General features: G+C 69.0%; 23 protein-coding genes. 11 read left to right on the plus strand and 12 right to left on the minus strand.

The features are described 5' to 3' along the window. Positions 1–43 precede the first annotated feature (43 nt). From clpX to AMS65_RS10210, 3 genes are all read left to right on the plus strand, one after another. Entirely contained in the window at positions 44–1,318 is a 1,275-nt protein-coding gene (clpX, locus tag AMS65_RS10205; RefSeq protein WP_053384024.1) for an ATP-dependent Clp protease ATP-binding subunit ClpX, read from the plus strand. 76 nt (positions 1,319–1,394) lie between these two features. After that, positions 1,395–2,015, plus strand: coding sequence for a hypothetical protein (locus AMS65_RS19435; RefSeq protein WP_157502201.1), 621 nt, complete (start codon positions 1,395–1,397; stop codon positions 2,013–2,015). Continuing rightward, positions 2,012–2,368: a hypothetical protein gene (locus AMS65_RS10210; protein WP_053384025.1), complete on the plus strand. Its 357-nt coding sequence runs from the start codon at positions 2,012–2,014 to the stop codon at positions 2,366–2,368. Before AMS65_RS19435 ends, AMS65_RS10210 begins: the two co-directional genes overlap by 4 nt. Here the strand turns inward: AMS65_RS10210 and AMS65_RS10215 are convergent. The 4 genes from AMS65_RS10215 to AMS65_RS10230 all read right to left on the minus strand — a co-directional run bounded on the left by AMS65_RS10215 (position 2,365) and on the right by AMS65_RS10230 (position 6,637). Then, entirely contained in the window at positions 2,365–3,003 is a 639-nt protein-coding gene (locus AMS65_RS10215; RefSeq protein ID WP_053384026.1) for a hypothetical protein, read from the minus strand. The two genes, AMS65_RS10210 and AMS65_RS10215, sit on opposite strands and share 4 nt — an antisense overlap. Before the next feature lie 26 nt (positions 3,004–3,029). Beyond that, positions 3,030–3,296, minus strand: a complete 267-nt coding sequence (locus AMS65_RS10220; RefSeq protein WP_053384027.1) for a hypothetical protein — start codon at positions 3,294–3,296, stop codon at positions 3,030–3,032. Between the two features lie 2 nt (positions 3,297–3,298). Next, positions 3,299–5,902 (minus strand): valine--tRNA ligase, encoded by a 2,604-nt coding sequence (gene valS, locus AMS65_RS10225; protein ID WP_053384028.1) that lies wholly within the window; start codon positions 5,900–5,902, stop codon positions 3,299–3,301. Between the two features lie 99 nt (positions 5,903–6,001). After that, positions 6,002–6,637, minus strand: coding sequence for a TetR/AcrR family transcriptional regulator (locus tag AMS65_RS10230; protein WP_053384029.1), 636 nt, complete (start codon positions 6,635–6,637; stop codon positions 6,002–6,004). 75 nt (positions 6,638–6,712) lie between these two features. Here AMS65_RS10230 and AMS65_RS10235 point away from each other — a divergent pair, with 75 nt between their 5' ends. Next, positions 6,713–7,120, plus strand: coding sequence for a RidA family protein (locus tag AMS65_RS10235; protein ID WP_053384030.1), 408 nt, complete (start codon positions 6,713–6,715; stop codon positions 7,118–7,120). 85 nt (positions 7,121–7,205) lie between these two features. Here AMS65_RS10235 and AMS65_RS10240 read toward each other — a convergent pair whose 3' ends face one another. From AMS65_RS10240 to AMS65_RS10255, 4 genes are all read right to left on the minus strand, one after another. Further along, the gene (locus AMS65_RS10240; RefSeq protein WP_083451619.1) at positions 7,206–8,825 is read right to left on the minus strand and encodes an ATP-binding cassette domain-containing protein; all 1,620 of its coding nucleotides are present in this window, start codon (positions 8,823–8,825) and stop codon (positions 7,206–7,208) included. 236 nt (positions 8,826–9,061) lie between these two features. Beyond that, the gene (locus AMS65_RS10245) at positions 9,062–9,964 is read right to left on the minus strand and encodes a glycine betaine ABC transporter substrate-binding protein (protein WP_053384032.1); all 903 of its coding nucleotides are present in this window, start codon (positions 9,962–9,964) and stop codon (positions 9,062–9,064) included. A 70-nt stretch (positions 9,965–10,034) separates the two neighbouring features. Further along, the gene (locus AMS65_RS10250) at positions 10,035–10,940 is read right to left on the minus strand and encodes an ABC transporter permease (RefSeq protein ID WP_053384033.1); all 906 of its coding nucleotides are present in this window, start codon (positions 10,938–10,940) and stop codon (positions 10,035–10,037) included. After that, entirely contained in the window at positions 10,940–12,289 is a 1,350-nt protein-coding gene (locus AMS65_RS10255; protein WP_053384034.1) for a quaternary amine ABC transporter ATP-binding protein, read from the minus strand. The genes AMS65_RS10250 and AMS65_RS10255 overlap by 1 nt, the downstream gene beginning before the upstream one ends. Positions 12,290–12,977: 688 nt before the next feature. On the opposite strand from AMS65_RS10255, the gene ileS reads away from it, so the two are divergent. Genes ileS through AMS65_RS10280 form a run of 5 tightly spaced genes read left to right on the plus strand, consistent with a single transcriptional unit; the run spans position 12,978 to position 19,862 of the window. Further along, positions 12,978–16,382: an isoleucine--tRNA ligase gene (ileS, locus tag AMS65_RS10260; protein WP_053384035.1), complete on the plus strand. Its 3,405-nt coding sequence runs from the start codon at positions 12,978–12,980 to the stop codon at positions 16,380–16,382. Next, positions 16,379–17,722 carry a bifunctional folylpolyglutamate synthase/dihydrofolate synthase gene (locus AMS65_RS10265; protein WP_053384036.1) on the plus strand — a complete coding sequence of 448 codons (1,344 nt, stop codon included), beginning with the start codon at positions 16,379–16,381 and terminating at the stop codon, positions 17,720–17,722. Before ileS ends, AMS65_RS10265 begins: the two co-directional genes overlap by 4 nt. Further along, positions 17,719–18,189 carry a DUF4233 domain-containing protein gene (locus AMS65_RS10270; RefSeq protein ID WP_241489410.1) on the plus strand — a complete coding sequence of 157 codons (471 nt, stop codon included), beginning with the start codon at positions 17,719–17,721 and terminating at the stop codon, positions 18,187–18,189. The genes AMS65_RS10265 and AMS65_RS10270 overlap by 4 nt, the downstream gene beginning before the upstream one ends. Before the next feature lie 59 nt (positions 18,190–18,248). After that, positions 18,249–18,665, plus strand: coding sequence for a nucleoside-diphosphate kinase (ndk, locus tag AMS65_RS10275; protein WP_053384038.1), 417 nt, complete (start codon positions 18,249–18,251; stop codon positions 18,663–18,665). A gap of 6 nt (positions 18,666–18,671) precedes the next feature. Then, positions 18,672–19,862, plus strand: a complete 1,191-nt coding sequence (locus AMS65_RS10280; RefSeq protein WP_053384039.1) for a winged helix-turn-helix domain-containing protein — start codon at positions 18,672–18,674, stop codon at positions 19,860–19,862. A gap of 52 nt (positions 19,863–19,914) precedes the next feature. Here the strand turns inward: AMS65_RS10280 and AMS65_RS10285 are convergent, their stop codons facing one another. Both AMS65_RS10285 and AMS65_RS10290 read right to left on the minus strand, forming a co-directional pair. After that, positions 19,915–20,598: a hypothetical protein gene (locus AMS65_RS10285; RefSeq protein WP_053384040.1), complete on the minus strand. Its 684-nt coding sequence runs from the start codon at positions 20,596–20,598 to the stop codon at positions 19,915–19,917. Beyond that, the gene (locus AMS65_RS10290) at positions 20,595–21,077 is read right to left on the minus strand and encodes a MarR family winged helix-turn-helix transcriptional regulator (RefSeq protein WP_053384041.1); all 483 of its coding nucleotides are present in this window, start codon (positions 21,075–21,077) and stop codon (positions 20,595–20,597) included. The genes AMS65_RS10285 and AMS65_RS10290 overlap by 4 nt, the downstream gene beginning before the upstream one ends. Positions 21,078–21,190: 113 nt before the next feature. Between AMS65_RS10290 and uvrB the strand changes: the two genes are divergently transcribed. After that, positions 21,191–23,281 (plus strand): excinuclease ABC subunit UvrB, encoded by a 2,091-nt coding sequence (gene uvrB, locus AMS65_RS10295; protein WP_053384042.1) that lies wholly within the window; start codon positions 21,191–21,193, stop codon positions 23,279–23,281. A gap of 31 nt (positions 23,282–23,312) precedes the next feature. Beyond that, positions 23,313–24,104 carry a helix-turn-helix transcriptional regulator gene (locus tag AMS65_RS10300; protein ID WP_053384043.1) on the plus strand — a complete coding sequence of 264 codons (792 nt, stop codon included), beginning with the start codon at positions 23,313–23,315 and terminating at the stop codon, positions 24,102–24,104. Here AMS65_RS10300 and AMS65_RS10305 read toward each other — a convergent pair. After that, positions 24,023–24,439 carry a VOC family protein gene (locus tag AMS65_RS10305; protein ID WP_053384044.1) on the minus strand — a complete coding sequence of 139 codons (417 nt, stop codon included), beginning with the start codon at positions 24,437–24,439 and terminating at the stop codon, positions 24,023–24,025. The two genes, AMS65_RS10300 and AMS65_RS10305, sit on opposite strands and share 82 nt — an antisense overlap. 100 nt (positions 24,440–24,539) lie before the next feature. Further along, positions 24,540–25,169 carry a GyrI-like domain-containing protein gene (locus tag AMS65_RS10310; protein WP_053384045.1) on the minus strand — a complete coding sequence of 210 codons (630 nt, stop codon included), beginning with the start codon at positions 25,167–25,169 and terminating at the stop codon, positions 24,540–24,542. Between the last annotated feature and the right edge of the window lie 41 nt (positions 25,170–25,210).

Below are 25,210 nucleotides of genomic sequence, written 5' to 3' on the forward strand. Positions count from 1 at the left end.
TCGTAAAGAGTCGTACCCCATACGAGTGTGAAGGAGCCTGCGCATGGCGAAGATCGGCGAAAGCAGCGAGCTGCTCAAGTGCTCCTTCTGCGGGAAGTCGCAGAAGCAGGTGCAGCAGCTCATCGCCGGCCCTCAGATCTACATCTGCGATGAGTGCGTGGCGCTCTGCAACGAGATCATCGAGGAGCGCCTGTCCGAGCATCAGACCAGCGAGTCGTCGGACTTCACCCTGCACAAGCCGCGCGAGATCGCGGACTTCCTCGACCAGTACGTGATCGGCCAGGACCGCGCCAAGCAGTCGCTCGCGGTGGCCGTGTACAACCACTACAAGCGCGTGCGCGCCGCGTCGGCCCTCACGAGCGCCGACGTCGCCTCCGAGCAGGTGGAGATCGCGAAGTCCAACATCCTGCTCATCGGTCCCACCGGCTGCGGCAAGACCTATCTCGCGCAGTCGCTCGCCCGCCAGCTCGGCGTGCCCTTCGCGGTCGCCGACGCCACGGCGCTGACCGAGGCGGGCTATGTCGGCGAGGACGTCGAGAACATCCTGCTCAAGCTGCTGCAGGCCGCCGACTTCGACGTGCAGCGGGCCGAGACCGGCATCATCTACATCGACGAGATCGACAAGATCTCCCGCAAGGCCGAGAATCCCTCGATCACCAGAGACGTCTCGGGTGAGGGTGTGCAGCAGGCGCTGCTCAAGATCCTCGAGGGCACCGTGGCGTCGATCCCGCCCCAGGGCGGCCGCAAGCACCCGAACCAGGAGTTCATCCAGCTCGACACCACGAACGTCCTCTTCATCGTCGCGGGCGCCTTCGCGGGCCTCGAGGAGATCGTCGGATCCCGCCTCGGCAAGGGCGGGATCGGCTTCGGATCCCCGGTCGCGAGCAAGCGCAACGACGAGGAGCTCTTCGCCCACGTGCAACCCGAGGATCTGCACAAGTTCGGCCTGATTCCCGAGTTCATCGGCAGGCTTCCCGTGGTCGCGACGGTCGACCCGCTCGATGTCGAGGCTCTGACACGCATCCTGACCGAGCCGAAGAACGCTCTTGTCAAGCAGTACCAGCGCATGTTCGAACTCGACGGCGTCGGCCTCGAGTTCGAACCGGCCGCGCTCGAGGCGATCGCCGAGCAGGCGGTCGCCCGTAAGACGGGTGCGCGCGGTCTGCGCGCGATCCTCGAGAACCTGCTCGGTCCGGTCATGTTCGAGGTGCCGTCGGCCGGCGACGTCGCGAAGGTCGTCGTCACCCGCGAGTCGGTGCTGGGGGAGTCCACCCCGCTCGTGCTGGAGTCCCGCCGCGGAGAACGCGAGAGCGCGTAGGTGGGCTGGGTCAGAGTTGTAGTGATTTGCGATGAAGTCTGTTTGGAATAGCTAAACATAGACTCAAGGAACGCATTTGAAGCTCTCCTCTTTCTTGGCGATCTCACTAGCCGCAACGTTCTTGTTGTCGCCCGCGAGCAGGCCGGAGGCACTGGTTTCCCAGGCCTCGTCTCCGTCGGACAGCCGAGTGGTGACTTCCATTGGAAGCGAAATCATCGGTGTTTCCCGAACGGAAGCCCGAAAGCCCTCGTTCGTCGCTCCCTATCTCAGTACCGAAAGCCACATGCAATGCATGGTTTGGGGGAACTCCAAGTGGAAACTCGCCACCTATAAGGTAAAAGCCCATGGCACGTTTACAGGCAAGGTGAAACTTCTTTGTGGCACAAAGACGGGATCCGGCTATCGGCACATCGACCATCGGCACAAGAAGGACTGGTTTAAAAAGCTGAACTGGAAGAAGAACGAGAGCGAAGCCAACTGGGACCTCTTCATGAAGAGGTCCGTGAAGGCTATACTCAAAGCTCCTCTGAACGTGTACGTGCAGAAAGGTAGCAAGCTTTGCTACCAGTCCAAAGTTACGCAGACACACATCAAGAAGGGGAAAATTGTGGATCAGCGCACCTGGAACGCTGCGGTGGTTCTCTCCAAGAACCACAAGACGATCATCACCGCCTACCCGGGAAGCTGCGCACGATGAGCGAGTCACCCGCCTCTCGGGTCACATCTATCACCTTCGCTTCGGACTACGGGGCTTTCCCTCTGTGGTGCTACGACAGCGATGATGAGGCCTTGGACTTCGATGCCAACTTGATATCCGACGAACTGTTCCACCGAATCAATGCGTGGAACGATATTTTCCAGACCCACTACGACCCAGAGCAAGGCTGGTCGAGCATCGAGCGCTGCCGTCAGCAGTACCGATCGGGATCTGAGATATTCAGTGCGTTGAAGGCAGAAGTCTCACCCGATATCACGGTGAGTTATGAGTTCTGGGAAACCGCGATCGATGGAGTCGAATACGATCTCGAGACAATAGCGAAGGTCGGCTAACTGTTTCGCTCGATGTCGTAGCTGAGCAGCACGCTGCCGTCGGCCTGCGGGAGCGTCAGCGCGTCGACGACGAGGCGCTGGTTGCTCAGCCTCGCCGACACCCCGCCCTCGGGGGTCGCCGCCGAGTCCGCAACGGTGAAGTCGCTCGAACGGATCACCGTCTGCCACTGCGCATCGGCCGCGCGCGCATCCGCGGCGCGCAGCACCAGGAACCAGCTGCCCGAGGAACGCTCGCCGACGTCATCGACCACGGCACCCGAACCGGTGACGAAGTCGCCGCTCGGGAAGGATGCGGGAATCTCGGTGTGCTTGGGGGTGCCGCCCTCCGGTTCGCGCTCGGGCCAGCTCTCCTCGCCCTGCCCGTCGCTCGCGGCGCGGGGCTTTCCCTCGGCCGAGGTCGAGGCCCCCGCCCCGCCCTCCGTGCCCGTCGAGCCGCCCGCGTCGGCCGTGCTGTCCGACTGGGCTCCGGCCGAGCTCGCGGATCCGTTCTGCGTGGTCGGGGTCGACGTCCCGGAGCCCGCGCCGTCGGCCTCGGGGGCGCAGCCCGACGCGCCGAGGGCGCATCCCAGCACGAGCGCCGCGCCGATGCCGGCTCGTCGTGCGGTTCGCCCGTCGAACCGGATCCGGTGCACCATGTCGTTCCCCCTCGATGTCGCGACCGTCAGTTCAACCAGTCGTCTTCGTCGTCCTCGTGGTTCGCCGCGACGCTCTCGACCACCACACTACCCGTGCCATCCGCGGTCACGAGTGCGACCGGCTCGAGGCCCGCACCTCCCAGCAGGCACCGGGGTCGCCCCTCCAGCCAGGTGAGGGTCCACGAGTCGGCCTCGGGATGAGCGGCCTCCTGCTCGGCGATCGCCGCGTGCAGCTCGGGGGGCACACCGCGGTGCGGGGATGCCCCCGCCGCCCAGCGCGCCCCCAGCTGCACGACTACGCCTCCGCCTGCTCGAGACGGATCTCGGCGACCGTCACCGCGTCGACGTCGGCTGCGTCGACGCGCAGCTCCGCGATGCGGCCCACGGCCGCGAGGTCGTCCGCCGCGAGGGCGAGTCGATCGCGTACCGCGGCCGGCGCGTGCACCACGGCCAGCTCGACCGGAGTGCGCTGCGAGGCCTTCGCCGCCGTCTTCGCACCGCGTACGCCGATGAGCGCGCCGCCCACCAGGCTCAGCAGGCCCTCGTCGGCCTCGGGCCCGGCGAGCTCCGAGAACTCCGACGCGACGGGCCAGGCGGCGCGGTGCACCGATCCCTCGCCGAACCACGACCACACCTCCTCGGTCGCGTAGGGCAGGAACGGGGCCAGCAGGCGCACGAAGGCCGAGAGCGCGGCGCGCAGCGCGGTCACGGCCGAGGCCTGCGGCTGCCCCTCGCCGCCGCCCGCGACGGAGCCGTGGGCGCGCTCCTTCACGAGCTCGAGGTAGTCGTCGCAGAACGTCCAGAAGAACGACTCGGTGAGTTCGAGCGCGCGCTGGTGATCGTAGGTCTCGAAGGCGCGCGTGGCGTCCTCGACGACCCTCGCGAGACCGGCGAGCATCGAGCGGTCGAGCGGCTCGGAGACGGTGCCGGCGCCGCTGGAGTCGAAACCGAGCGTGAACTTGGCGGCGTTGAGCAGCTTGATGGCGAGGCGACGGCCGATCTTGATCTGCGTCGGGTTCTGCGGGTCGAAGGCCGCGTCGGTGCCGAGCTTGGCCGAGGCCGCCCAGTAGCGCACCGCGTCGGAGCCGTGCTGCTCGAGCAGACCGGCCGGGGTGACGACGTTGCCCTTCGACTTCGACATCTTCTTGCGGTCGGGATCGAGGATCCAGCCCGAGATGCCCGCGTTCTTCCACGGGAGCTGCCCGGCCTCGAGCTCGGAGCGCAGCAGCGTCGAGAACAGCCAGGTGCGGATGATGTCCTGTCCCTGGGGGCGCAGGCTGTAGGGGTAGACGAGATCGAAGAGCTCGGGATCGCGCTCCCAGCCGCCCGCGAGCTGCGGGGTGAGCGACGAGGTCGCCCAGGTGTCCATCACGTCGACCTCACCCTGGAATCCGCCGGGCACGCCGCGCTGGTCCTCGCTGTATCCCGCGGGCACGTGGCTCGACGGGTCGACGGGCAGCTGATCCTCGGTGGGCAGGATCGGCTGCTCGAACACCGGGTTGCCCTCGGCGTCGAGCGGGTACCAGACCGGGATGGGCACGCCGAAGAACCGTTGGCGCGAGATGAGCCAGTCGCCGGAGAGCCCCTCGACCCAGTTCTCGTAGCGCACCCGCATGAAATCGGGGTGCCAGTCGAGCTCGCGGCCGTGCGCGAGCAGCCGCTCGCGGAGCGCCTCGTCGCGGGCGCCGTTCTTCACGTACCACTGCCGCGTCGACACGATCTCGAGGGGACGGTCGCCCTTCTCGAAGAACTTGACGGGGTGGGTGATCTTGCGGATCTCGCCGGTCAACTCGCCCGACGCCTGCAGCAGCTCGACCATCGTCTGCTTCGCGCTGAACACGGTCTTCCCGGCGATCTGCGCGTAGGCCTCCCGGCCCGGTCCGCTCGTGATCGCCTCAGGAGCCTCGGCGAGCACCCGGCCGTCGAAGCCGAGGATCGCGCGGTTCGGCAGGTCGAGCTCGCGCCACCAGATCACGTCGGTGACGTCGCCGAAGGTGCAGATCATCGCGATACCGGTGCCCTTGTCCTGCTGCGCGAGGTGGTGCGCCACGATGGGCACCTCCACGTCGAAGAGCGGGGTGCGCACGGTACTGCCGAAGAGCGGCTGATAGCGCTCGTCGTCGGGGTGCGCCACGAGCGCCACGCAGGCCGCGAGCAGCTCGGGGCGGGTCGTGTCGATGAGGATGTCGCCCGAGCCGTCGCTCTTGTGGAAGGCGAGGGTGTGGTACGCGCTGGGCTGCTCGCGATCCTCGAGCTCCGCCTGGGCCACCGCGGTGCGGAACGTCACGTCCCAGAGCGTGGGGGCCTGCGCCTGGTAGGCCTCGCCGCGCTCCACGTTGCGGATGAAAGCGAGCTGCGATGCGCGCAGCGACTCCCCGCCGATCGTGCGGTAGGTCTGCTTCCAGTCGACCGACAGGCCGAGCGTGCGCCACAGGTCCTCGAACTGCTTCTCGTCCTCGACCGTCAGTCGTTCGCACAACTCGATGAAGTTGCGGCGGGAGATGGGCTGCTGGTCGGCGGCCTTGATGCTCTTGCCGTCACCGCCCTCGTGCGGAGGCGCGAAGCCCTCGACGTAGGGGAGCGAGGGATCGCAGCGCACGCCGTAGTAGTTCTGCACCCGGCGCTCGGTGGGCAGTCCGTTATCGTCCCAGCCCATCGGGTAGAAGACGCGCTTGCCGCGCATGCGCTGATAGCGGGCCACGGTGTCGGTGTGCGTGTAGGAGAACACGTGACCCACGTGCAGCGATCCCGATGCCGTGGGCGGCGGGGTGTCGATGCTGTACACATCGTCGGCGGTCGCTCCCTCGCGCGGGAAGGCGTAGGTCCCCTGCTCCTCCCAGATCGCTCCCCACTTCGCTTCGAGGCCTTCGAGGGCCGGCTTCTCGGGGATCGCGCTCATAAGGGGGCTCCGTTTTCGCTATGGACGGCACCGCGTGGGCGAGCCTGCTCGGCTCTGGTGCCTGATGGTCAACCCGAACAGTCTATCGCCCCGGTCCCGCTATCGCGTCTTCGCCCCGGCGCGGAGGCCGCGCGCCCAGCCGCTCTCCAGGGAGCGCTCGGCGGCCTCCGGATCGTCGCCCGCTGCCCGGTAGAGGCGGGTCAGGGCCGAGGTCACTACGGGCTCGACCCGCTCGAAGGGCAGCACCGCGGTCGCGAAGAGCATGCACGCCCCGTGGCCGAGCATCCACACCTCGTTGGCGAACTCCACGGCGTCGAGGCCGGGGTCCAGGCGCCCGGCTTCCGCGGCCCGCTGCACGGCGTCGATGAGGTGCCGCATGGTCGCATCAGCGGCCTGCCCGTCGGGCAGCGGCAGGGACCCGTCGAACATCAGCGCGTACAGCTCGGGATTGTCCCTCGCCGAGGCGGTGTAGACGGCGCCGGCCGCCGCCAGGTCGGCCACGGGATCGGACGTCGCGGAGAGCTCGGACAGGCGGGCCGCCAGTCGGCTGAACCCCTCCTGGCGCACGGCCCCGAGCAGCCCCGGCATCCCGTCGAAGTAGGTGTAGACCGCCATCGTCGAGACGTCCGTTCCCGCGACGAGGCGGCGCAGGGTGACTGTCTCGCGGCGCGCGAGCATGCCCGCGGCTCGCTCGATGAGCAGCCGGCGGATTTCGGGGCGGGAGGGACGGACCACTTGACCATTCTATAGCGATGTTATTTAATAGCAGTGTTATCGAATAATCGCACCGCCGACCCCGAGGAGGCCGCCATGTCGATCCAACTGCTCAACCCGCCGACGCTCCCACAGCCCGAGTTCTACTCCCAGCTGTCGGTGGCCGAGGGATCCAGACTGGTGTTCATCTCCGGTCAGGTGGCGCGCGACGCAGACGGCAACCCCGTGGGTCCGGGCGATCTGGCGGCGCAGACCGAGCAGGTGTACGCCAACCTGCACGCCGCGGTCACGGCGGCCGGGGGAACGTTCGCCGACATCGCCAAGCTGACCGTCTACGTCGTGGACTGGGCGCCCGAGAAGGTGGCGCAGCTCGGCGAGGGGGCCGTGCGCGCCGCGCAGCGCCTGGGCTTCGACTTCGTGCGACCCATCACGCTGCTCGGCGTCGCATCCCTGGGGGAACCCGATCTCCTGATCGAGATCGAGGCGGTCGCGGTGCTGCCCTGAGCCGGTCGTGCGCGGTCGGGTGAGCCGGAGGGTTCCGGGTGAGCCGCCCGGTTCTCCCGGGCGGCTCACCCGGTTGCCCGGGGGATCAGAGATCGACGGACTCCCAATCGGAGAGGTCGCGCAGCATCCCCCGGTCGTGCGTCGACACGACGACCGCCGCGGGGGAGCGGGTGAGCGCCTCCGTGAGCTCATCGATCAGCGCGATCGAGAGGTGGTTGGTGGGCTCGTCGAGGATCAGCACGTCCGGCTGCGCCAGGAGCCTGAGGGCGAGAGCGAGCCGCCGCCGCTGCCCGATCGAGAGCTCGCCGACCGGCTTCTTCCGCTCCGAGGCGCCGAGCAGGCCGAGAGACCCGAGCGGGACGACGCGGGACTGCGGCAGCGCCCCGCGGGCGACGAGCGCATCGGCTCGTCGACGGTACAGGCTTCCGGCCGAGAGCGGGCCGGCTTCCGGCAGCCCGGACTCCTGTGCCAGCATCTCGATCCCGGCGCCCTCCCGCCGCAGCACCCGTCCGGCTGCGGGATCCAGCTCGCCGGCGAGGATCCCGAGCAGCGTGGACTTGCCCGCGCCGTTCGGGCCGCGCACCAGCAGTCGGTCACCCGCGCGCAGCGCGCAGCTGACGGGCGTGCGCAGGCGCGGCTCGAGCGAGACCCGGTCTGCGGTGAGCAGGGTGCCCCGCACGGTCACGGGATACTCGGGAGCCGCGAGGCGCAGCGGGGGCTCCGGCACGTCGAGTGCGTGCGCCTCGAGGTCGGCCTGGCGGCGCCTCACGCTCTGCACGATGCCCGGCGCCCGCGTCGCCCGCTGGTGCTTGCCCGTGCCCTTGGGCGGCTTCCACCCGCTCATCAGTCGCTGCTGCGCCGCCGCCAGGTCGTCGCGCAGCCGTGCCTCGGCGTCGCGCTGCTCGGCGTAGGCCTGCTCCCAGCGGGCGCGATCCGCGGCCTTTCCCGCGATCCACCCGCCGTATCCGCCGCCGTACACCCGGGGAAGACCGTCGATGCTGGGGTCGAGGTCGAGAAAGGTCGTCGCCGCGTCGCGCAGCAGCTGCCGGTCGTGGCTGACCACGACGAACCCGCCGCGGCGACCGCGCAGGCTCTCCGTGAGGAAGTCGAGCGAGGACGCGTCGAGGTGGTTGGTCGGCTCGTCGAGCAGCAGCAGCTCGGCGTCGCCCCCGAGCAGGCAGGCCAGGCGCACCCGGTAGCGCTGACCGACGGAGAGTTCGCGCAGCGGTCGGCCGCGGTCGGTCTCCGCGCCGAGCGCCTCGAGGGCCACGGTGACCCGCCGCTCGGCATCCCAGGCGTCGAGCCGGGTCGCGAGATCGAGCGCGGCCGCATACGCGTCGGCGGCACGCGAGGTCTCTCGCTCGGATCCCGCGGCGGCCAGCGAGGCCGATGCCGCGTCGAGGGCCGCGAGGGCGTCGAGCGAGTCGCGGATCGCGAACGCGACGGCCTCGCCGATCGTGCGGCCGTCGTCCGCGGGCATCTCCTGCTCGGCGACGCCGATGCGGCCGTGCGCGGTCACCGAGCCCGCGGAGGGGCGCAGCAGACCGGCCAGGGCGGCGAGCAGCGTCGACTTGCCGCGGCCGTTCTCGCCGACGACTGCGATGCGCGATCCCTCGCGCACGGTGAGATTCAGGCCGCGGATCACGGGGCTGCCGCCCCGTTCGATCGTGAGGTCGCGCGCGGTGATCTGGGCGCGCGGACGCATCGATGATGCGTGGTGCATGTGAAAGTTCTCTCTTCATCTGGCACCGGGTGCGGCGGATCGCCGCACGGCAGCGGTGCGTGGAGCTGGTCTCTTGGCGGAGACCGCTCTTAGATGAAGAAGTAGAAATGCACGTGACGAGTCTATTCGATCGTGATGCCGCGCCGCCAGGCCGCGACGCGATCGGCGACCGGGGTGGAACCCGTCGGGGAGCTCCCGACGGGTTCCGGACCGGCTCGTTAGTCCGCGATGACGGTGGAGAAGGCGTCGGGGTTCTCCGAGAGCCACCGCTCGACAGCGCCCTCCGAGTCGCCCTCGTACTCGTCGCTGGTGATCAGCGACTCGAGCGCACCGTAGGCCTCGTCGCTGAGCTGGATGCCCGCGAGGAGCTCGGCGATATCCGGGTGCGCGGTGCCGAAGCCCGCGGGGCTGATGATGTGCAGGCCCTCGGGATCGCCCATGGCGCCCTTGGGATCCTCGAGATCCTTGATGTCGTAGGAGCTGTACGCCCAGAACGGGCGCCAGAGGGTCACGACGACCTCCTCCTGCTTGTCGATGGCGTTGCCCAGCACGGTGAGCATGGCCGCCGTCGACGAGGTCGCGAGCGTCCAGTCGTCGAGTCCGTAGGCCGGCATCATGGAGCTCTGGGTCACCTCGGTGAGGCCCGCGCCCGGCTCGATGCCGATAATCTCGCCGTCGAACAGATCCGCGTTGTCGGCGAGATCGTCCATCGAGTCGATCGAGGAGTACGACGGCACGGCGATCGTGAGCACCGCGTTGTCGTACCACACGCTGTGCGACTCGAGATCGTCGCCGAACTCCTCCCAGTAGCTGGCCTGGGTGACCTCCGGCCAGGCCGAGGCCCAGATGTCGATGTCGCCGTTCGCGAGGCCGGCGTACATCGGGCCGTTGTCGGTCAGCGGCTGGATATCGACGTCGTAGTCCAGCTTCTCGAGCTGGTTCGCCACGAGGTAGGTCATGCTCTGGCCGTCGGTCCAGCCATCGATGTAGCCGAGCGTGATGGTGCCCTTGTCGCCTTCGCCACCACCGCCGTTGCCGCTGTCACCGCCGTTCGAGCAGGCGGTCAGTGTGAGCGCGGACACGGCCGCGAGCGCGAGGAATCCTGTCAACTTCTTCTTCATAGTGTTTCCTTTCATCGCTTCTTTCAGGTGGAATTCGAGGAGCCTGCGCCGCTGTCGGCCAGGCAGCCGGCTACGCGGCCGCGGCGACAGCGGTCGCGGGACGCTCGCTGCGACGCTTCTTCGCGAGCGCGGAGAGCGATCCTCGGAAATCGTTCGGGTTGCCGAGCGCCGCCGTGACCCGGTCGAGGTACACGGCGATGATCACGACGCTGAGGCCCGCTTCGATTCCGAGCGCGAGCCGCTGGGTCGATACGGCCGACACCACGTCCATGCCGAGGCCGCGGGCTCCGACGAAGCCCGCGAGCACCGCCATCGAGAGCGAGAGCATGATCACCTGGTTGATGCCGGCCATGATGGTCGGCATGGCCAGGGGCAGCTGGATGCCGCGGAGGATCTTGCCGGGTGCGGCGCCGAACGCCTGGCCCGCCTCCACCGTCTCGGAATCGACTCCTCGAATGCCCAGCTCCGTGAAGCGCACACCCGGGGGGAGCGCGAAGATCACGGTCGCGAAGATGCCGGGCACGAAGCCGATGCTGAACAGCAGCACCGCGGGGATCAGGTAGACGAACGCCGGCATGGTCTGCATGAAGTCGAGCACCGGTTTGATGACCGCGCTGAACTTGTCGTTCTTCGCCGCGAGAATGCCGAGCGGCACCGCGATGGCTACCGCGATGAGGGTGGCGATGAGCACCAGACCGAGCGTCTGCATCGCGCTCTCCCAGAACCCCATCGACACGATCAGCAGGAAGGCGAGCACGGTTCCGATCGCGAACTGCCAGGAACGGATCGTCCATCCGATGAGCGCGAAGAGCGCGATCAGCACGATGAACGGCACCGCCAGCAATCCGTCCACGAGGCCGTTGGTGACCGCCCGGAGTACGATCGTGATGATGTCGATCAGCCACTCGAAGGTGTCTCGGAACCAATCGAACGCGATCTCGCCCCATTCGCCCACGGGAATGCGCAGGTTGTCCATCAGCGTGCCTCCTCGTGCATATCGATTCCGGATCCGATCGCGTCGCCGGGATCGTCTTCCGCAAGGGTCCGGGTGATCGTGGCCGCCGGCACGTCGGGCGTCGGCTCGATGACCGGGATCTCGGTCGTGGTGGCGGGCAGATCGGCGAGCGCCGCCAGCAGGGTGACGCGCGGCACGACGCCGATGAGGCGATCCTGGTCGTCGGTGACCGCGACGGGCAGCGGACTCTCGACCGCGAGCTCGAAGAGGTCGGCGATGTGCTGATCCGGGGTCACGATCGACGGCGTCGGACGGAGCATCTGCGTCAGGTCGGTGCCGCCCTCGCGCACCTGCCGCAGCACGTCCTTGTCGCGAACCACACCGAGCAGGGTGCGGGCGCCCGTCGTGACGAAGCACGCCGAGGTCTGCAGGTCGCGCATGGTGCGCAGCGCGGTGCGCGGGCCGGCGGAGGCCGGCACCACTGCGCGCGGCGGCTCCATGACGTCGCCCGCCGTGAGCACGCGGGCCCGATCCACGTCCTGCACGAACTGGGCCACGTAGTCGTTGGCGGGGTCGGTGAGGATGTCGTTGGGGGTGCCCACCTGCACGATGCGGCCGTCGCGCATCACGGCGATCCGATCGCCCAGGAACATGGCCTCGTTGAGGTCGTGCGTGATGAACACGATGGTCTTGCCGAGCTCCTGCTGCAGCTCGACGAGCTGCTCCTGCATTTCGCGCCGGATCAGCGGGTCGAGCGCCGAGAAGGCCTCGTCCATGAGCAGGATGTCGGTGTCTGCGGCGAGGGCGCGGGCGATGCCGACGCGCTGCTGCATGCCGCCCGACAGCTCGCCGGGGAGGCTGCGCTCCCAGCCTGCGAGGCCCACGCGTTCGAGCCAGCCGCGAGCGCGCTCCTGGCGCTCGGCCGTCGAGACGCCCTGCAGCTCGAGGCCGTAGGCGACGTTGTCGAGCACGGAGCGATGGGGGAGCAGCGCGAAGTGCTGGAAGACCATCGACATGTGGTCGCGCCGCAGCTCGCGCAGCTCGGCGGCGCTGCGGCCGACGACCTCGCTTCCGTTCACCTTGATGGATCCCTCGGTGGTCGGGTTGAGTCCGTTCAACATGCGGATGAGCGTGGACTTGCCCGAGCCGGAGAGGCCCATGACGACGAAGATCTCGCCGGCGCGCACCTCGAAGCCGGCATCGATGACTGCTGCCGTGCCCTGGGAGCGGAGCTCCTCGCGGGAGATCCCCTGCTTCAGGCGCTTCACGACGTCCTTCGGACGACGGCCGAATACTTTGTAGGCGTGCTTCACCTCGATTGCCGGCGCGCCATCGATCGCCCGGGCGGAGCGCTCGGTTGTTCTGTTCACTTGTTCACCCCTCTGCGGTGGGAAGCCGCGGGTCGTGGACACGCCCGGATAGACGTGCCTGTGCGGCGCGGAAAACGCGCACGCTCGAACTGCGGCCTCCCAACAGGCCGAATATCGTATTGCGGAATGTGTGCCGGCCAGCTGCCGTCGCGCCATCCTTCGACTCGCTGTAGCTCAGCGAAATTTGTTCCGAGGGGCACGACGAGCGGCACTGGTGCTCACTCGACGCTGACTCGACGCTAACAACGTCCTGGTGCGGGGTGCAAGGCGAGAAGGGGCGGCGGTGATGCAACATCCGTCGCTTACCTTGCTGTGATCAGGTATTTTACATTCCGTCCATCGTTATGCGGACGTTATACTCGGGTCTCGGCGCGGCGCATTCGCTCCCAGCGGTCGCGCGGCGAGGCGTGCGTTAGACTGTGGGTATCGACTGAGATCCGGCCATCACCGGGGAGTCTTCGGAAGAACGGCGTCGATCCGCGCCCCTGTCGGGGCGGGGTCGCCCGCCCGGTAGAACCGAACGGGTACGGCCCGTCATAGCCGAACGAAGGGGTTGCGCGCGCCGTTCAGGACGGCGGGTGCGGCAAGCGGGGTGGTACCGCGGGCGAAGGATCGCAGGATCCGGCGCTCGTCCCGGCGGGAATGCCGTTTCAGCAGGTCAGATCAAGCAGCCGCCCCGGAGGAGTCCATGCCCTACCCCCAGCAGTCGACCGGAGCCAACGTCTCGGGCGAGGCGTTCGGCGTCAGCCCGTCACCGAAGTTCCCGGAGATCGAGCAGCGGGTCCTCGCCTTCTGGCGGGAGGACGACACCTTCCGCGAGTCGATCCGCAGCCGCGAGGGCGCGGAGGAGTGGGTCTTCAACGACGGCCCGCCCTTCGCCAACGGCCTGCCCCACTACGGGCACCTGCTGACCGGCTACGCCAAGGACGTGTTCCCCCGCTACCAGACCATGCGCGGGCGCAAGGTCGAGCGACGCTTCGGGTGGGACACCCACGGGCTCCCGGCCGAGCTCGAGGCGATGAAGCAGCTCGGCATCACGGAGAAGTCCGAGATCGAGGAGATGGGCGTCGCGACCTTCAACGAGAAGGCCCGGGCATCGGTGCTGCAGTACACCCGCGAGTGGGAGGAGTACGTCACCCGCCAGGCCAGGTGGGTCGACTTCGAGAACGACTACAAGACGCTCAACCTGGGCTACATGGAGAGTGTCATCTGGGCGTTCAAGCAGCTCTACGACCGCGGCCTCGCCTACGAGGGATCCCGGATCCTGCCGTACTGCTGGCGCGATGAGACGCCGCTCTCGAATCACGAGCTCCGCATGGACGACGACGTCTACCAGATGCGCCAGGACCCGTCGGTCACCGTCACCTTCCCGCTGACCGGATCCCGCGCGACCGAGCTCGGGCTCGAGGGCGTGAGCGCGCTCGCATGGACGACGACGCCGTGGACCCTGCCGACCAACCTCGCACTCGCCGTGGGGCCGGGGATCTCCTACGCCGTCGTCCCGGCCGGACCGGCGGGCGGTGCGGACGGAGCCGCCGCGGGGGAGCGGGGCTATCTGCTCGCGGCCGATCTCGTCGCGAACCACGCCAAGGAACTCGGGTACGATTCCACCGACGCGGCTCGCGAGGCCGTCGTGCGCACCGTGCTCGGCTCCGAGCTCGCGGGCGTGCGCTACGAGCGGCTCTTCGACTACTACTCCGACGCGGAGGCCTGGGGCACGGAGAACGCCTGGCAGATCCTCGTCGACGGCTACGTCTCGACCGCCGACGGCACCGGCATCGTGCACCAGGCGCCCGCGTACGGCGAGGACGACATGCGCATCTGCGCCGTCGCGAACATCCCCGTGATCGTGAGCGTCGACGACAGCGGTCGTTTCCTGAAGTCGGTGCCCGATGTGGCGGGCGAGCTCTGGGCGGACGCGAACCGGCCGCTCATCCGCCTGCTCAAGCAGCGGGGCCGCCTGCTGCGCGAGGCGAGCTACGAGCACTCCTACCCGCACTGCTGGCGCTGCCGCAATCCGCTCATCTACAAGGCGGTCTCGAGCTGGTTCGTGCGGGTCACCGAGATCAAGGACCGCATGCTCGAGGTCAACGAGCAGATCACCTGGGTGCCCGAGAACGTGAAGCACGGACAGTTCGGCAAGTGGCTCGAGGGCGCACGCGACTGGTCGATCAGCCGCAACCGGTACTGGGGCTCGCCCATCCCCGTCTGGAAGAGCGACGACCCCGATTACCCGCGCGTCGACGTCTACGGCTCCGTCGCGGAGCTCGAAGCCGACTTCGGCGAGCTGCCGCGCAACGAGGCCGGCGAAATCGACCTGCACCGTCCCTACATCGACGAGCTGACCCGGCCCAACCCCGACGACCCGACGGGGCGCTCCACGATGCGCCGCATCGAGGACGTCATGGACGTGTGGTTCGACTCCGGTTCGATGCCGTTCGCCCAGGTCCACTACCCGTTCGAGAACCAGGAGTGGTTCGACACGCACCAGCCCGCCGACTTCATCGTCGAGTACATCGGGCAGACGCGCGGCTGGTTCTACGTGCAGCACGTGCTGGCCACCGCGCTCTTCGACCGTCCCGCATTCACGAACGTGATCAGCCACGGCATCGTGCTCGGCAGCGACGGCAACAAGATGTCGAAGTCGCTGCGCAACTATCCCGACGTCAACGAGGTCTTCGATCGCGACGGCTCGGACGCGATGCGGTGGTTCCTCATGGCCTCGCCCGTCGTGCGCGGCGGCAACCTCATCGTCACGGAGGAGGGCATTCGCGAGGGCGTGCGGCAGTTCATCCTGCCGCTGTGGAACAGCTGGTACTTCTTCAGCCTCTACGCCAACGCCGACGGACTCGACGCCGTGCGGCGCACCGACTCGACGGACCCGCTCGACCGGTACATCCTGGCCAAGACCGGGCAGCTGATCCGCGACGTCGAAGCGCACCTGGACGGACTCGACACGACCTCGGGGGCCGAGGCGCTGCGCGGATACGCGGAGGTGCTCACCAACTGGTACGTGCGGCGCTCGCGCGACCGCTTCTGGGAGGGCGTCGCGGGGGGCAACGGCAAGCCCGCGGCCGAGAAGGCGCGGAACCGGCAGGCCTTCGACACGCTGTACACCGTGCTCGAGACCGTGGCCCGCGTCGCGGCGCCTCTGGCACCGCTCGTCACGGAGGAGCTGTGGCGCGGCCTCGGCTACACGGAGGGGCGCAGCGGCGGCCGCTCGGTGCATCTCGAAGACTGGCCGGACGCCGCGGAGTTCCCCGAGGATCCCGAGCTCGTCGCCGCGATGGACGAGGTGCGGCAGATCACCTCCCAGGCGCTCGCGCTGCGCAAGGCCCGCCGCCTGCGCGTGCGGCTCCCGCTCGCGGAGCTCACCGTCGTCACCTCGCGTCCGCAGGCGCTCGAGCCCTTCGCCGACATCCTGCGCGAGGAGCTGAACGTCAAGTCGGTGCGCCTCGTGCAGCAGACCGAGACCAGCGCGGACGAGCACGGCATCGTGCAGACGCTCGCGGTGAACGCCCGCGCTGCCGGTCCGCGGCTCGGCAAGCAGGTGCAGCAGGCCATCAAGGCCGCGAAGTCCGGCGACTGGAGCGAGGAGGACGGCGTCCTGGTGGCCGGCGGCATCGCGCTCGAGCCGCAGGAGTACGAGCTCACGCTGAAGGTCGGCGATGGAACCGAGGAGGGGCCCGCGCTCGCACTGATCCCGGGCGGCGGCTTCGTGCTGCTCGCGACGGACACGACCCCCGAACTCGAGGCGGAGGGCATCGCGCGCGACGCGATCCGCGCGGTGCAGGAGGCGCGCAAGAACGCGGGTCTCGATGTGAGCGACCGGATCGTGCTCGCGCTGAACGCCGCGCCGGAGCACGCGGAAGCGCTCGAGACGCACCGCGAGCTCATCGCCGCGGAGACGCTCGCGGTCGGCTTCGCGGCGCAGGCGCTGCCGGCCGACGAGTTCGCCGGCATGCTGCAGCAGCTGCCCGAGACGGGTCCCGGCGTCTTCATATCGAGCGCACAGGCACTCGGATCCGCCAAGGACCCGATGGTCGTCACGATCGATGCCACCGATCACTGGAACACGGAGGCCGACAAGTGAGCACTGCAGCCGAGCGGGTCTACGCCGAACTGCTGGAGCGGGTCGGCGAGGCGAACCCGCGCCCGCGCATCGAACCCGTGCGGCGTCTCGCCGAACTCTCCGGTTCGCCGCAGCTGTCCTACCCGGTGATCCAGGTCGCAGGCACGAACGGCAAGACCTCGACGAGCCGCGCCATCGAGTCGCTCCTGCGCGCGCACGGGCTGCGCACCGGACTGTTCACCAGCCCGCACCTCGTCGACTTCACCGAGCGCTTCCAGATCGACGGCGCCCCCATCGAAGGCGACGTGCTCGCGGCGGCGTGGGACGAACTGCGGTTGCCGCTCGAGGTCGTCGACGCCGAGCTGCTGGCCTCGCAGCAGGGTCCCATCACGTTCTTCGAGGCCCTCGCCGTACTCGCGTTCACGGCGTTCGCCGACGCACCCGTCGAGGCCGCGGTCATCGAGGTCGGCATGGGCGGGGAGTGGGACGCCACGAACATCGTGGACGCGCGGGTCGCGGTGTTCACCCCGATCGACCTCGACCACATCGCGATCCTCGGCCCCGACATCGAGACGATCGCACGCACGAAGGCGGGCATCGTCAAGCCGGGCAGCGCGGTGGTCACCGCCGAGCAGGATCCGGCCGCGCTCGCGGAGCTCGAGGATGCCGCGGAGCGCAACGGATCGCGGTTCGTCGTGCAGGGGAGAGACTTCCGCCTGGTGGAGGACCGCCTCGCCGTCGGCGGCCGCCAGGTCGACGTGATCGGTCTGGGCGGATGGCGCTACGACCCCGCCTTCGTGCCCCTCTTCGGTCGGCATCAGGCGGAGAACACCGTGCTCGCCATCGCCGCGGTCGAGGCGTTCTTCGGCTCCGAGCGGTCCATTCCCGAGGAGGTGCTCGACGTGGGGCTCGCCCAGCTCACCTCGCCGGGGCGCCTGCAGCTCATCGGCACCGATCCGGTCGTCTACGTCGATGCGGCCCACAACCCGCACGGCGCTCAGGCGCTGGTGCGCGCCGTCACCGACTCGTTCAGCTTCGAGGAACTGGCGCTCGTCGTCGGCGTGCTCGCCGAGAAGGACGCGTTCGGGGTGCTCGAAGCCCTCGCCCCGATCGCGCACCGCGTCACGCTGACGCCTGTCGACTCGACGCGCAGCACTGACGCGGGAGAGCTGCGGGAGATCGCCGAGGAGGCGATACCCGACACTCCGATCGAGGTGGCCGAGTCGCTGCCCGAGGCCCTCGACGAGGCGCGGGCCTGGGCCGAGCGCGCCGAGGGGCGCGCCGTGCTCGTGATGGGATCGGTGCTGCTGGCGGGCGAGGCCGTCGCCCACTCCCGCGCCGAGGGATGGGGGATCGCATGACCCCGGATTCGCCCGCGCCGCAGCGCGATGACGAGCCCGAGCTGCAGCTGTCGCCGTCGGAGACGATGGCGCACAACTCGGCGATGCGGATCTCCGGCGCCCGCCGCGGGGTGCAGTCGACCCAGAAGGCCCTCGCATCGGTGGTCCTGGGGTTCGAACTCATCATCGTCGTACTGATCGGCCTGACGCTGTTCGGACTGAGCGTGCTCGAGCCGCGCGAACTCGGCCTCTACATCGGCGGCGGACTCGCGGTCCTGATCATCGGGGGGCTCGCCACGGTGCGCATCGGCCGTGTCGGCATCGTGATCGGGTGGATCGTCCACGCGCTCATGCTGGCCACCGCCATCCTGCTGCCGCAGGCGCTGATCGTCGGGCTGCTCTTCACCGCGCTCTGGATCTACTGCATGGTCAAGGGCGCGCAGATCGATCGGAACCGAGCGCAGTGGCTGGCCGCGCAGGGCGGCTAAGCTGGGAGATCGGGGTGCCACAGCGCCCGTTGATTTTCCGTGTGACGTAAGGAGCGTGCATGTCCGTAGAAGCAACCCTGATCCTGGTGAAGCCGGATGGCGTGATGCGCGGTCTGACCGGTGAGATCCTGCGCCGCATCGAGGCGAAGGGGTACCGGCTCGCCGGCATCAGGTTCGTGCACGCCGATCGCGAGCTGCTCGCCGCGCACTACGCAGAGCACGAGGGCAAGCCCTTCTACGAGCCGCTCATCGAGTTCATGAGCTCCGGCCCGATCGTCGCCATCCGCGCCGAGGGCGAGCGCGTGATCGAGGGGTTCCGCTCGCTCGCGGGAACGACCGATCCCACGACGGCTGCGCCCGGCACGATCCGCGGCGACCTGGGCCGGGACTGGGGGCTCAAGGTGCAGCAGAACCTCGTGCACGGCTCCGACTCGACGGAGTCGGCCGAGCGCGAGCTCGGGCTCTGGTTCGCGTAGCCCGGGATGAACTCGCTGGGGGCGGCCGAGGCGCGCCGCATCGCCCTGGCGGCGCAGGGCTTCACCAACAGCCCGCGGCTCCGCAGGCGCCGTCCCTTCGACCCGGCGCTCGAGCGGCTGCACGTGCTGCAGATCGACTCGGTCAACGTGTTCGCGCGCAGCCACTACCTGCCGCTCTTCTCGCGTCACGGCGAGTACGACCCGATCGCGCTCGACCGGCACCTGTGGCAGAGCGGCGAGTACACGGAGTACTGGGCGCACGAGGCCGCGTTCGTGCCCGTGCGCGATCGCGCCCTGTTCGGATGGCGCATGGAGGAGTACCGCCGGCGCTATGCCGCCGACGGCCGTGCCGACGCGCTCGCGGCGACGGTGCAGCGGGTGCGCGAGATGCTCGGCGACGGCGAGCCGCGACTGGTGCGCGAGCTGGAGGACGGGCCCCGTGAGAAGCGCGGTCCCTGGTGGGACTGGAGCGACACGAAGCGGGCCGTGGAGGTGCTCTTCGCCCAGGGCGAGGTCGTGGCGGCGGGACGGGAGAACTTCCAGCGCCGCTACGCGCTCGCCGAGCACGCGCTCCCGGCTGCGGCGCTGGATCCCGTGCCTCGCGCGGCGGCGCAGCGGGTGCTCGTGGAGCAGGCCGCGCGGTCCCTGGGCGTGGGCACCCTCGCCGACCTGGCCGATTATCACCGCTTGAAGACCGCCGATGCGCGCGCCGCCGTGCGGGAGCTGGAGGATGAGGGGGCCCTGATCCCGACACGGGTCGCCGGGTGGGTGACCAAGTCTGGGGCGCCGGAGTCGGCCTGGATGCACCGCGACAGCAGGCTGCCCTCGCGGCTCGTGCCCGATGCGCTGCTCACCCCGTTCGACCCGGTGGTCTGGTTCCGTCCCCGAGCCGAGCGCCTGTTCGACTTCCACTACCGCATCGAGATCTACACGCCGAAGGAGCAGCGGCAGTACGGCTACTACTGCCTCCCGCTCATGGTCGGGGGCCGGCTCGCGGGGCGCATCGACCTGAAGGCGGATCGCGCCGATCGGGCGCTGCTCGTGCAGGCCGCCTGGCGGGAGGAGCGAGCGCCCGCGCGCACCGCCGAGGCCGCCGTGCAGCTGCTCGGCCGTGCGGCCGCCTGGCAGGGGCTGCAGGAGGTGCGGGTGAGCGGCGCCGGCAATCTCGCGCTGCCGGAGCGCTTCGACGCGGCCTGAACCTCTCGGGCTCCTCGACCCATGCCGTGAGGGTGCGGGTCGCACCCGGGTGTCATCCGAGCTGCCGGCGCACCGCGTCGAGCACCGCCTCGGGATCGTCCGCCCAGAACCGCAGCAGTTCGACCTCGTGGGCCCCGTCCTTCGGCGGCAGCCCGGGCAGCCGCACCTCGGTGGGGCGCTCCAGCTCGATCTCGAGGTTGGTCTCGCCGCCCACCCAGACGGCGCAGACCCGCCTGCCCTCGTGCACGAACACGCGCCCCGGCTTCTCGGTGCTCGTCGGCTCGATGCTCTCGGCGGCCACCGTCCGTACGCGGATCGACGCGAAGTCGCTCCACGGCACCGGGATGTCGAGCTCGAGTCCCTCGCGCACGCGGCTACCGTCCGGGCCGACCGTGTGGGGACGGCTCAGGAATGCGCAGAGCATCCCGACCATCCAGGTCAACCCCCAGATCCCGATGATCAGGACGCCGATGCGCACCGGCGTCCAGCGGTGCACGATCAGATCGAGGATCGGGATCTCGACCGCCGAGAGCACGATGAAGATGATGACGACCGTGAGCACGGGCCGGTGGTAGCGGAATCCCAGTGCTCCGGGTGAGATCTTCGGGCGACGCACCACGACCCGCCACAGGCTCTCGTAGATGCGCAGCTCGACCCGCACGGCGCGGCTCAGGAGGCTGCGCAGACGCGCACCTCGGGACGGGGAGTTCGCGGTGACGCTGCCCGACGCGGTCACGGCCGCGCCTCTGCGGCGGCCGCGGTCTCCACGTCGGCGTAGTGCACGGACTCACCGCGCACGAGAGCCGTCAGCCGCCAGAACACGGCGTCGACGCCCCGCACGAAGGCATCCCGGTCGCCCTCCTCGACCGCGCCGAGCAGATCCTGCGCCAATTCGCGATGGTCCTCCTGCATCCGGGCCATCAGCCGTTCGGAGGACGGGGTCAGCGTGACGAGCACGGCGCGACGGTCATCCGGGTGCGGACGGCGCTCGACGTGCCCGGCCGTCTCCAGGCCGTCGACCAGGGCCGAGATGCTCCGGGGCGTGACCCCGAGCGCCTGCGCGAGCGTCTGCTGGGTCGAGGGACCGGTGTGCTGCAGGACCCAGAGCGCGTGGATGCGGGACTCCGTGAGGGAGGTGCCGGCGAACGCGCGGTGCATATCGCGCTGGAAGAGGGAGCTGATCGCCAGGAGGCGATCGAGGATCGTCGGTTCCATAGTCGTTACACTACTACTTAGTTACTATATGTAATAGATGAGGGTGCGGTCGCCGGTGCGCCGAAGGCGAACCCGCCGCACGAATGTCGGAGGCCCCGAGTAGTCTCGAACGCATGGAACCCACGCGCAGCGTCCGCCCGTTCGAAGTGGTCAGCGAGTACGAGCCGAGCGGCGATCAGCCCGCCGCGATCGAGGAGCTCGCCCAGCGGATCAACGCCGGCGAGACCGACATCGTGCTGCTCGGCGCGACCGGCACCGGCAAGTCGGCGACCACGGCCTGGCTCATCGAGCAGGTGCAGCGTCCGACCCTCATCCTGGCGCACAACAAGACCCTCGCGGCGCAGCTCGCCACCGAGTTCCGAGAGCTCATGCCGAACAACGCGGTCGAGTACTTCGTCAGCTACTACGACTACTACCAGCCCGAGGCCTACGTGCCGCAGACCGACACCTTCATCGAGAAGGACTCGTCGGTGAACGCCGAGGTCGAGCGGCTGCGGCACTCGACGACGAACGCGCTGCTCAGCCGCCGCGACGTGGTGGTCGTCTCCACCGTCTCGTGCATCTACGGCCTGGGCAAGCCCGAGGAGTACTACGAGGCGATGGTGCCGCTCATCGTGGGCGACCGGCTGGATCGCGACGTGCTGCTGCGCCGGTTCGTCGACATGCAGTACCAGCGCAACGACATCGAGTTCGTGCGCGGCAACTTCCGCGTGCGCGGCGACACCGTCGAGATCATCCCGATGTACGAGGAACTGGCGATCCGGATCGAGTTCTTCGGCGACGAGATCGAGGCCCTGTACTACCTGCACCCGGTGACGGGAGACGTGATCAAGCAGGTGGAGACGGTGTCGGTGTTCCCCGGATCCCACTACGTCGCCAGTCGTACGGTGATGAACCGCGCGATGGGCACGATCGCAGAGGAGCTCGACCGGCGCATCACCGAGCTGAAGCAGCAGAACAAGCTCGTCGAGGAGCAGCGGCTGCGCATGCGCACCACGTTCGATCTCGAGATGATGGAGCAGATCGGGTTCTGCTCGGGCATCGAGAACTACTCGCGCCACATCGACGGGCGGCAGCCGGGGGAGGCGCCGCACTGCCTGCTCGACTACTTCCCGGACGACTTCCTCGTGGTGATCGACGAGTCGCACGTGACCGTGCCGCAGATCGGCGCGATGTACGAGGGCGATGCCTCGCGCAAGCGCACCCTGGTCGATCACGGTTTCCGGTTGCCGAGCGCGCTCGACAACCGGCCGCTCAAGTTCGGCGAGTTCAAGGAGCGGGTCGGCCAGACCGTCTACCTCTCGGCCACGCCGGGCAAGTACGAGATGGAGCTGGCCGACGGCGTCGTGGAGCAGATCATCCGTCCCACGGGCCTCGTCGACCCCGAGATCGTGGTGAAGCCGTCGCAGGGGCAGATCGACGATCTGCTCGAGGAGGTGCGTCTGCGGGCCGAGCGCGACGAGCGGGTGCTCGTGACCACACTCACCAAGAAGATGGCCGAGCAGCTGACCACCTTCATGGAGGAGGCAGGGATCCGGGTGCGCTATCTGCACTCCGACGTCGACACGCTGCGCCGCGTCGAACTGCTCACCGAGCTGCGTGCCGGTGTGTACGACGTGCTCGTCGGCATCAACCTGCTGCGCGAGGGCCTCGACCTGCCCGAGGTCTCGCTGGTGGCGATCCTCGACGCCGACAAAGAGGGCTTCCTGCGGTCGTCCACCTCGCTCATCCAGACGATCGGACGCGCCGCCCGCAATGTCTCGGGTCAGGTCCACATGTACGCGGACACGATCACACGCTCCATGAGAGAGGCGATCGACGAGACCAACCGCCGTCGTGAGATCCAGGTCGCGTACAACACCGAGCGCGGTATCGATCCGCAGCCCCTGCGCAAGAAGATCGGCGACATCACCGAGATGCTCGCGCGCGAGGCCGCCGACACGGAGGACGTGCTCTCGCGCACCGGCGCCCATGCGCAGCGCAAGGGCGGCTCACCGCAGCGCGCGAAGGGCAAGGCCGCGGCGCGCGCCGGAGCGATCGCGAGCGAGGGCGCCGCCAAGCTCGAGGAGCTCATCGCGGACCTCACCGAGCAGATGCTCGTGGCCGCCGAGGAGCTCAAGTTCGAGCTCGCGGCGCGGCTGCGCGACGAGGTGGCCGAGCTCAAGCGAGAGCTGCGCAGCATGGACGCGGCGGGCCACCTGTAGGCCGAGGGCCCAGGACCGCATCGGACGCGCCATGTACCGCGAAACGGCGATCCCCGGACTCGGGACCCTGTGGGTTTCGGATCCGAGCGGCGCCGCCGCGAGGATTCCGGCCGACGGTTGCGCGGATATCATCCTGCGCGACGACGAGCTGATCGTCGCCGGTCCCTCCACCCGTTGGCTGCTCGCCAGGGGAGGCGCGCACCTTCCCACCGTCGGGCTGAGGTTCGCACCCGGCCTGGCGGGGACGGTGTTCGCCGTCGATCCCAGTGCGGTCCAGGATCGGATCGTTCTCGCGCAGGATCTGCTGCCCGTCTCGCTCCGCAGGCGAGGGGAGCTGGCGCTGCGCTCGCTGCTGGCCGCCGGAGGGTCCGGAGAGGCCGCCTGCGCCGACGACCCCGGAGCGTTCCGCCGGGCGGCGCGCACGATCCCGCGCGAACTCGATCTGGACCCCGATGCGGCGGATCTCCGTTGGGCCTCGGAGATCCGAGGGGCCGCACGGCGCGGGGAGCCGTTCGCGCAGCTCGCGGATCGACTGGGATACTCCGAGCGTCACCTGCGGAGGCGCGTGCTGCGGTCGTTCGGCTACGGCTATGCGGCGCTGCGGCGGGTGCTGCGGGCGGCACGCGCCGGTGAGCTGATCAGGACCGAGACGATGCTGGCCGAGGTCGCGCAACTCGCGGGCTACGCGGATCAACCCCATATGACGCGCGAGTTCAAGCGTGTGATCGGGGCCACTCCCGCTCAGCTGGCCGTGTCCGTCGACGAGGCGAGCGGTGCGTACAGGTCGATCGAATTGCCGTCAGGGTCGAGCACGGTCGAGTAGCGCTGACCCCACGGAGCGTCCCAGGGTGCGGTGTGGGCAGCCCCGGGATACCGATCCACGATCTCCGCGTAGACGCGGTCGACCTCGTCCGGGCTCTCCGCGCTGAACGCGAAACCGATCCGGTTCTCGCCGGTGGGGAGTTCGAAGCCGGGCATGAACCCCTGAACGGTCGAGACGGGATCCCAGGCGAGTGTCATGCCGCTCGGCAGCTTCGCCTCGGCGTGCGGCGCGTCCTCCTGGACCGGTGGAACGTCCACCCCCAGTGCGCGGTAGAACGCGAGCGAGGCCCCGAGGTCGGCTGTGACGATGCCGATGAAGTCGAATTGAAGTGCCATGAATGCCAGCGTACGCGTCGGCGCAGAAGGCCGATAGAACGAAACGGACCTGTCGGAGCGGGCGCCGGTGCCGTGATCGCACCGCGCGCGCCCGGAGTCGCTAGCCGGCCACCGGCTGTCGCAGGATCGTGCGCTGCTTCTCCGGCGCGACCCGCCGGAAGTCGCTGAGGTAGATCTCGTGGTGCGTGCCCGCCATGCGCATGCCCTGATCGGGAATGATCTCGTGGTGCATGCGGTGCAGCACGGCGCCCTCGTCGTCGAAGGACCCGACGTGCAGCGTCTGCACGCAGCGCCCCTCCGAGAGCACGTCGAACCGCACCTCGTCGAGCCTGGGCGCGCCGCCCTTCCTGCGCACCCGCTCCACCGCGGAGACGAAGGCCTCGTGCTCGAGCCAGTCGGGCGCCATGAGCATGAGGGTCCAATCCCACTCGGCCTTGTCCCGGGCCGTGGTGAACGCCGCCATGTCGTCGGCCCACCAGAGTCCCTCGAGCGGCGGCACGACGTAGTCCCGGCCGAGTTCCCGCTTGCTGGCGAACTTCATCGCGTAGGCCAGGGGGTAGAGCGACTCGATCGCTTCCGAGAACTCCGGAGAACCGTTGGGGTCGCCGTGGCCGTCGATCATCAGATACCGCGTCGGCGGCATCTCGATGGTGCGGAACTCACCGCGCTTGGCGCGGTACGCATCGAGCTCTTTCTTGAAGTCGATCTTCGGGGCTGCGGAGGAGGTCACGCGGCCAGTGTATGCGCCCCGGGGGTTCCGCGGGCGGTGAC

Origin of the sequence: Leucobacter celer subsp. astrifaciens (genome assembly GCF_001273835.1) — a bacterium.
Taxonomy (GTDB): domain Bacteria; phylum Actinomycetota; class Actinomycetes; order Actinomycetales; family Microbacteriaceae; genus Leucobacter; species Leucobacter celer.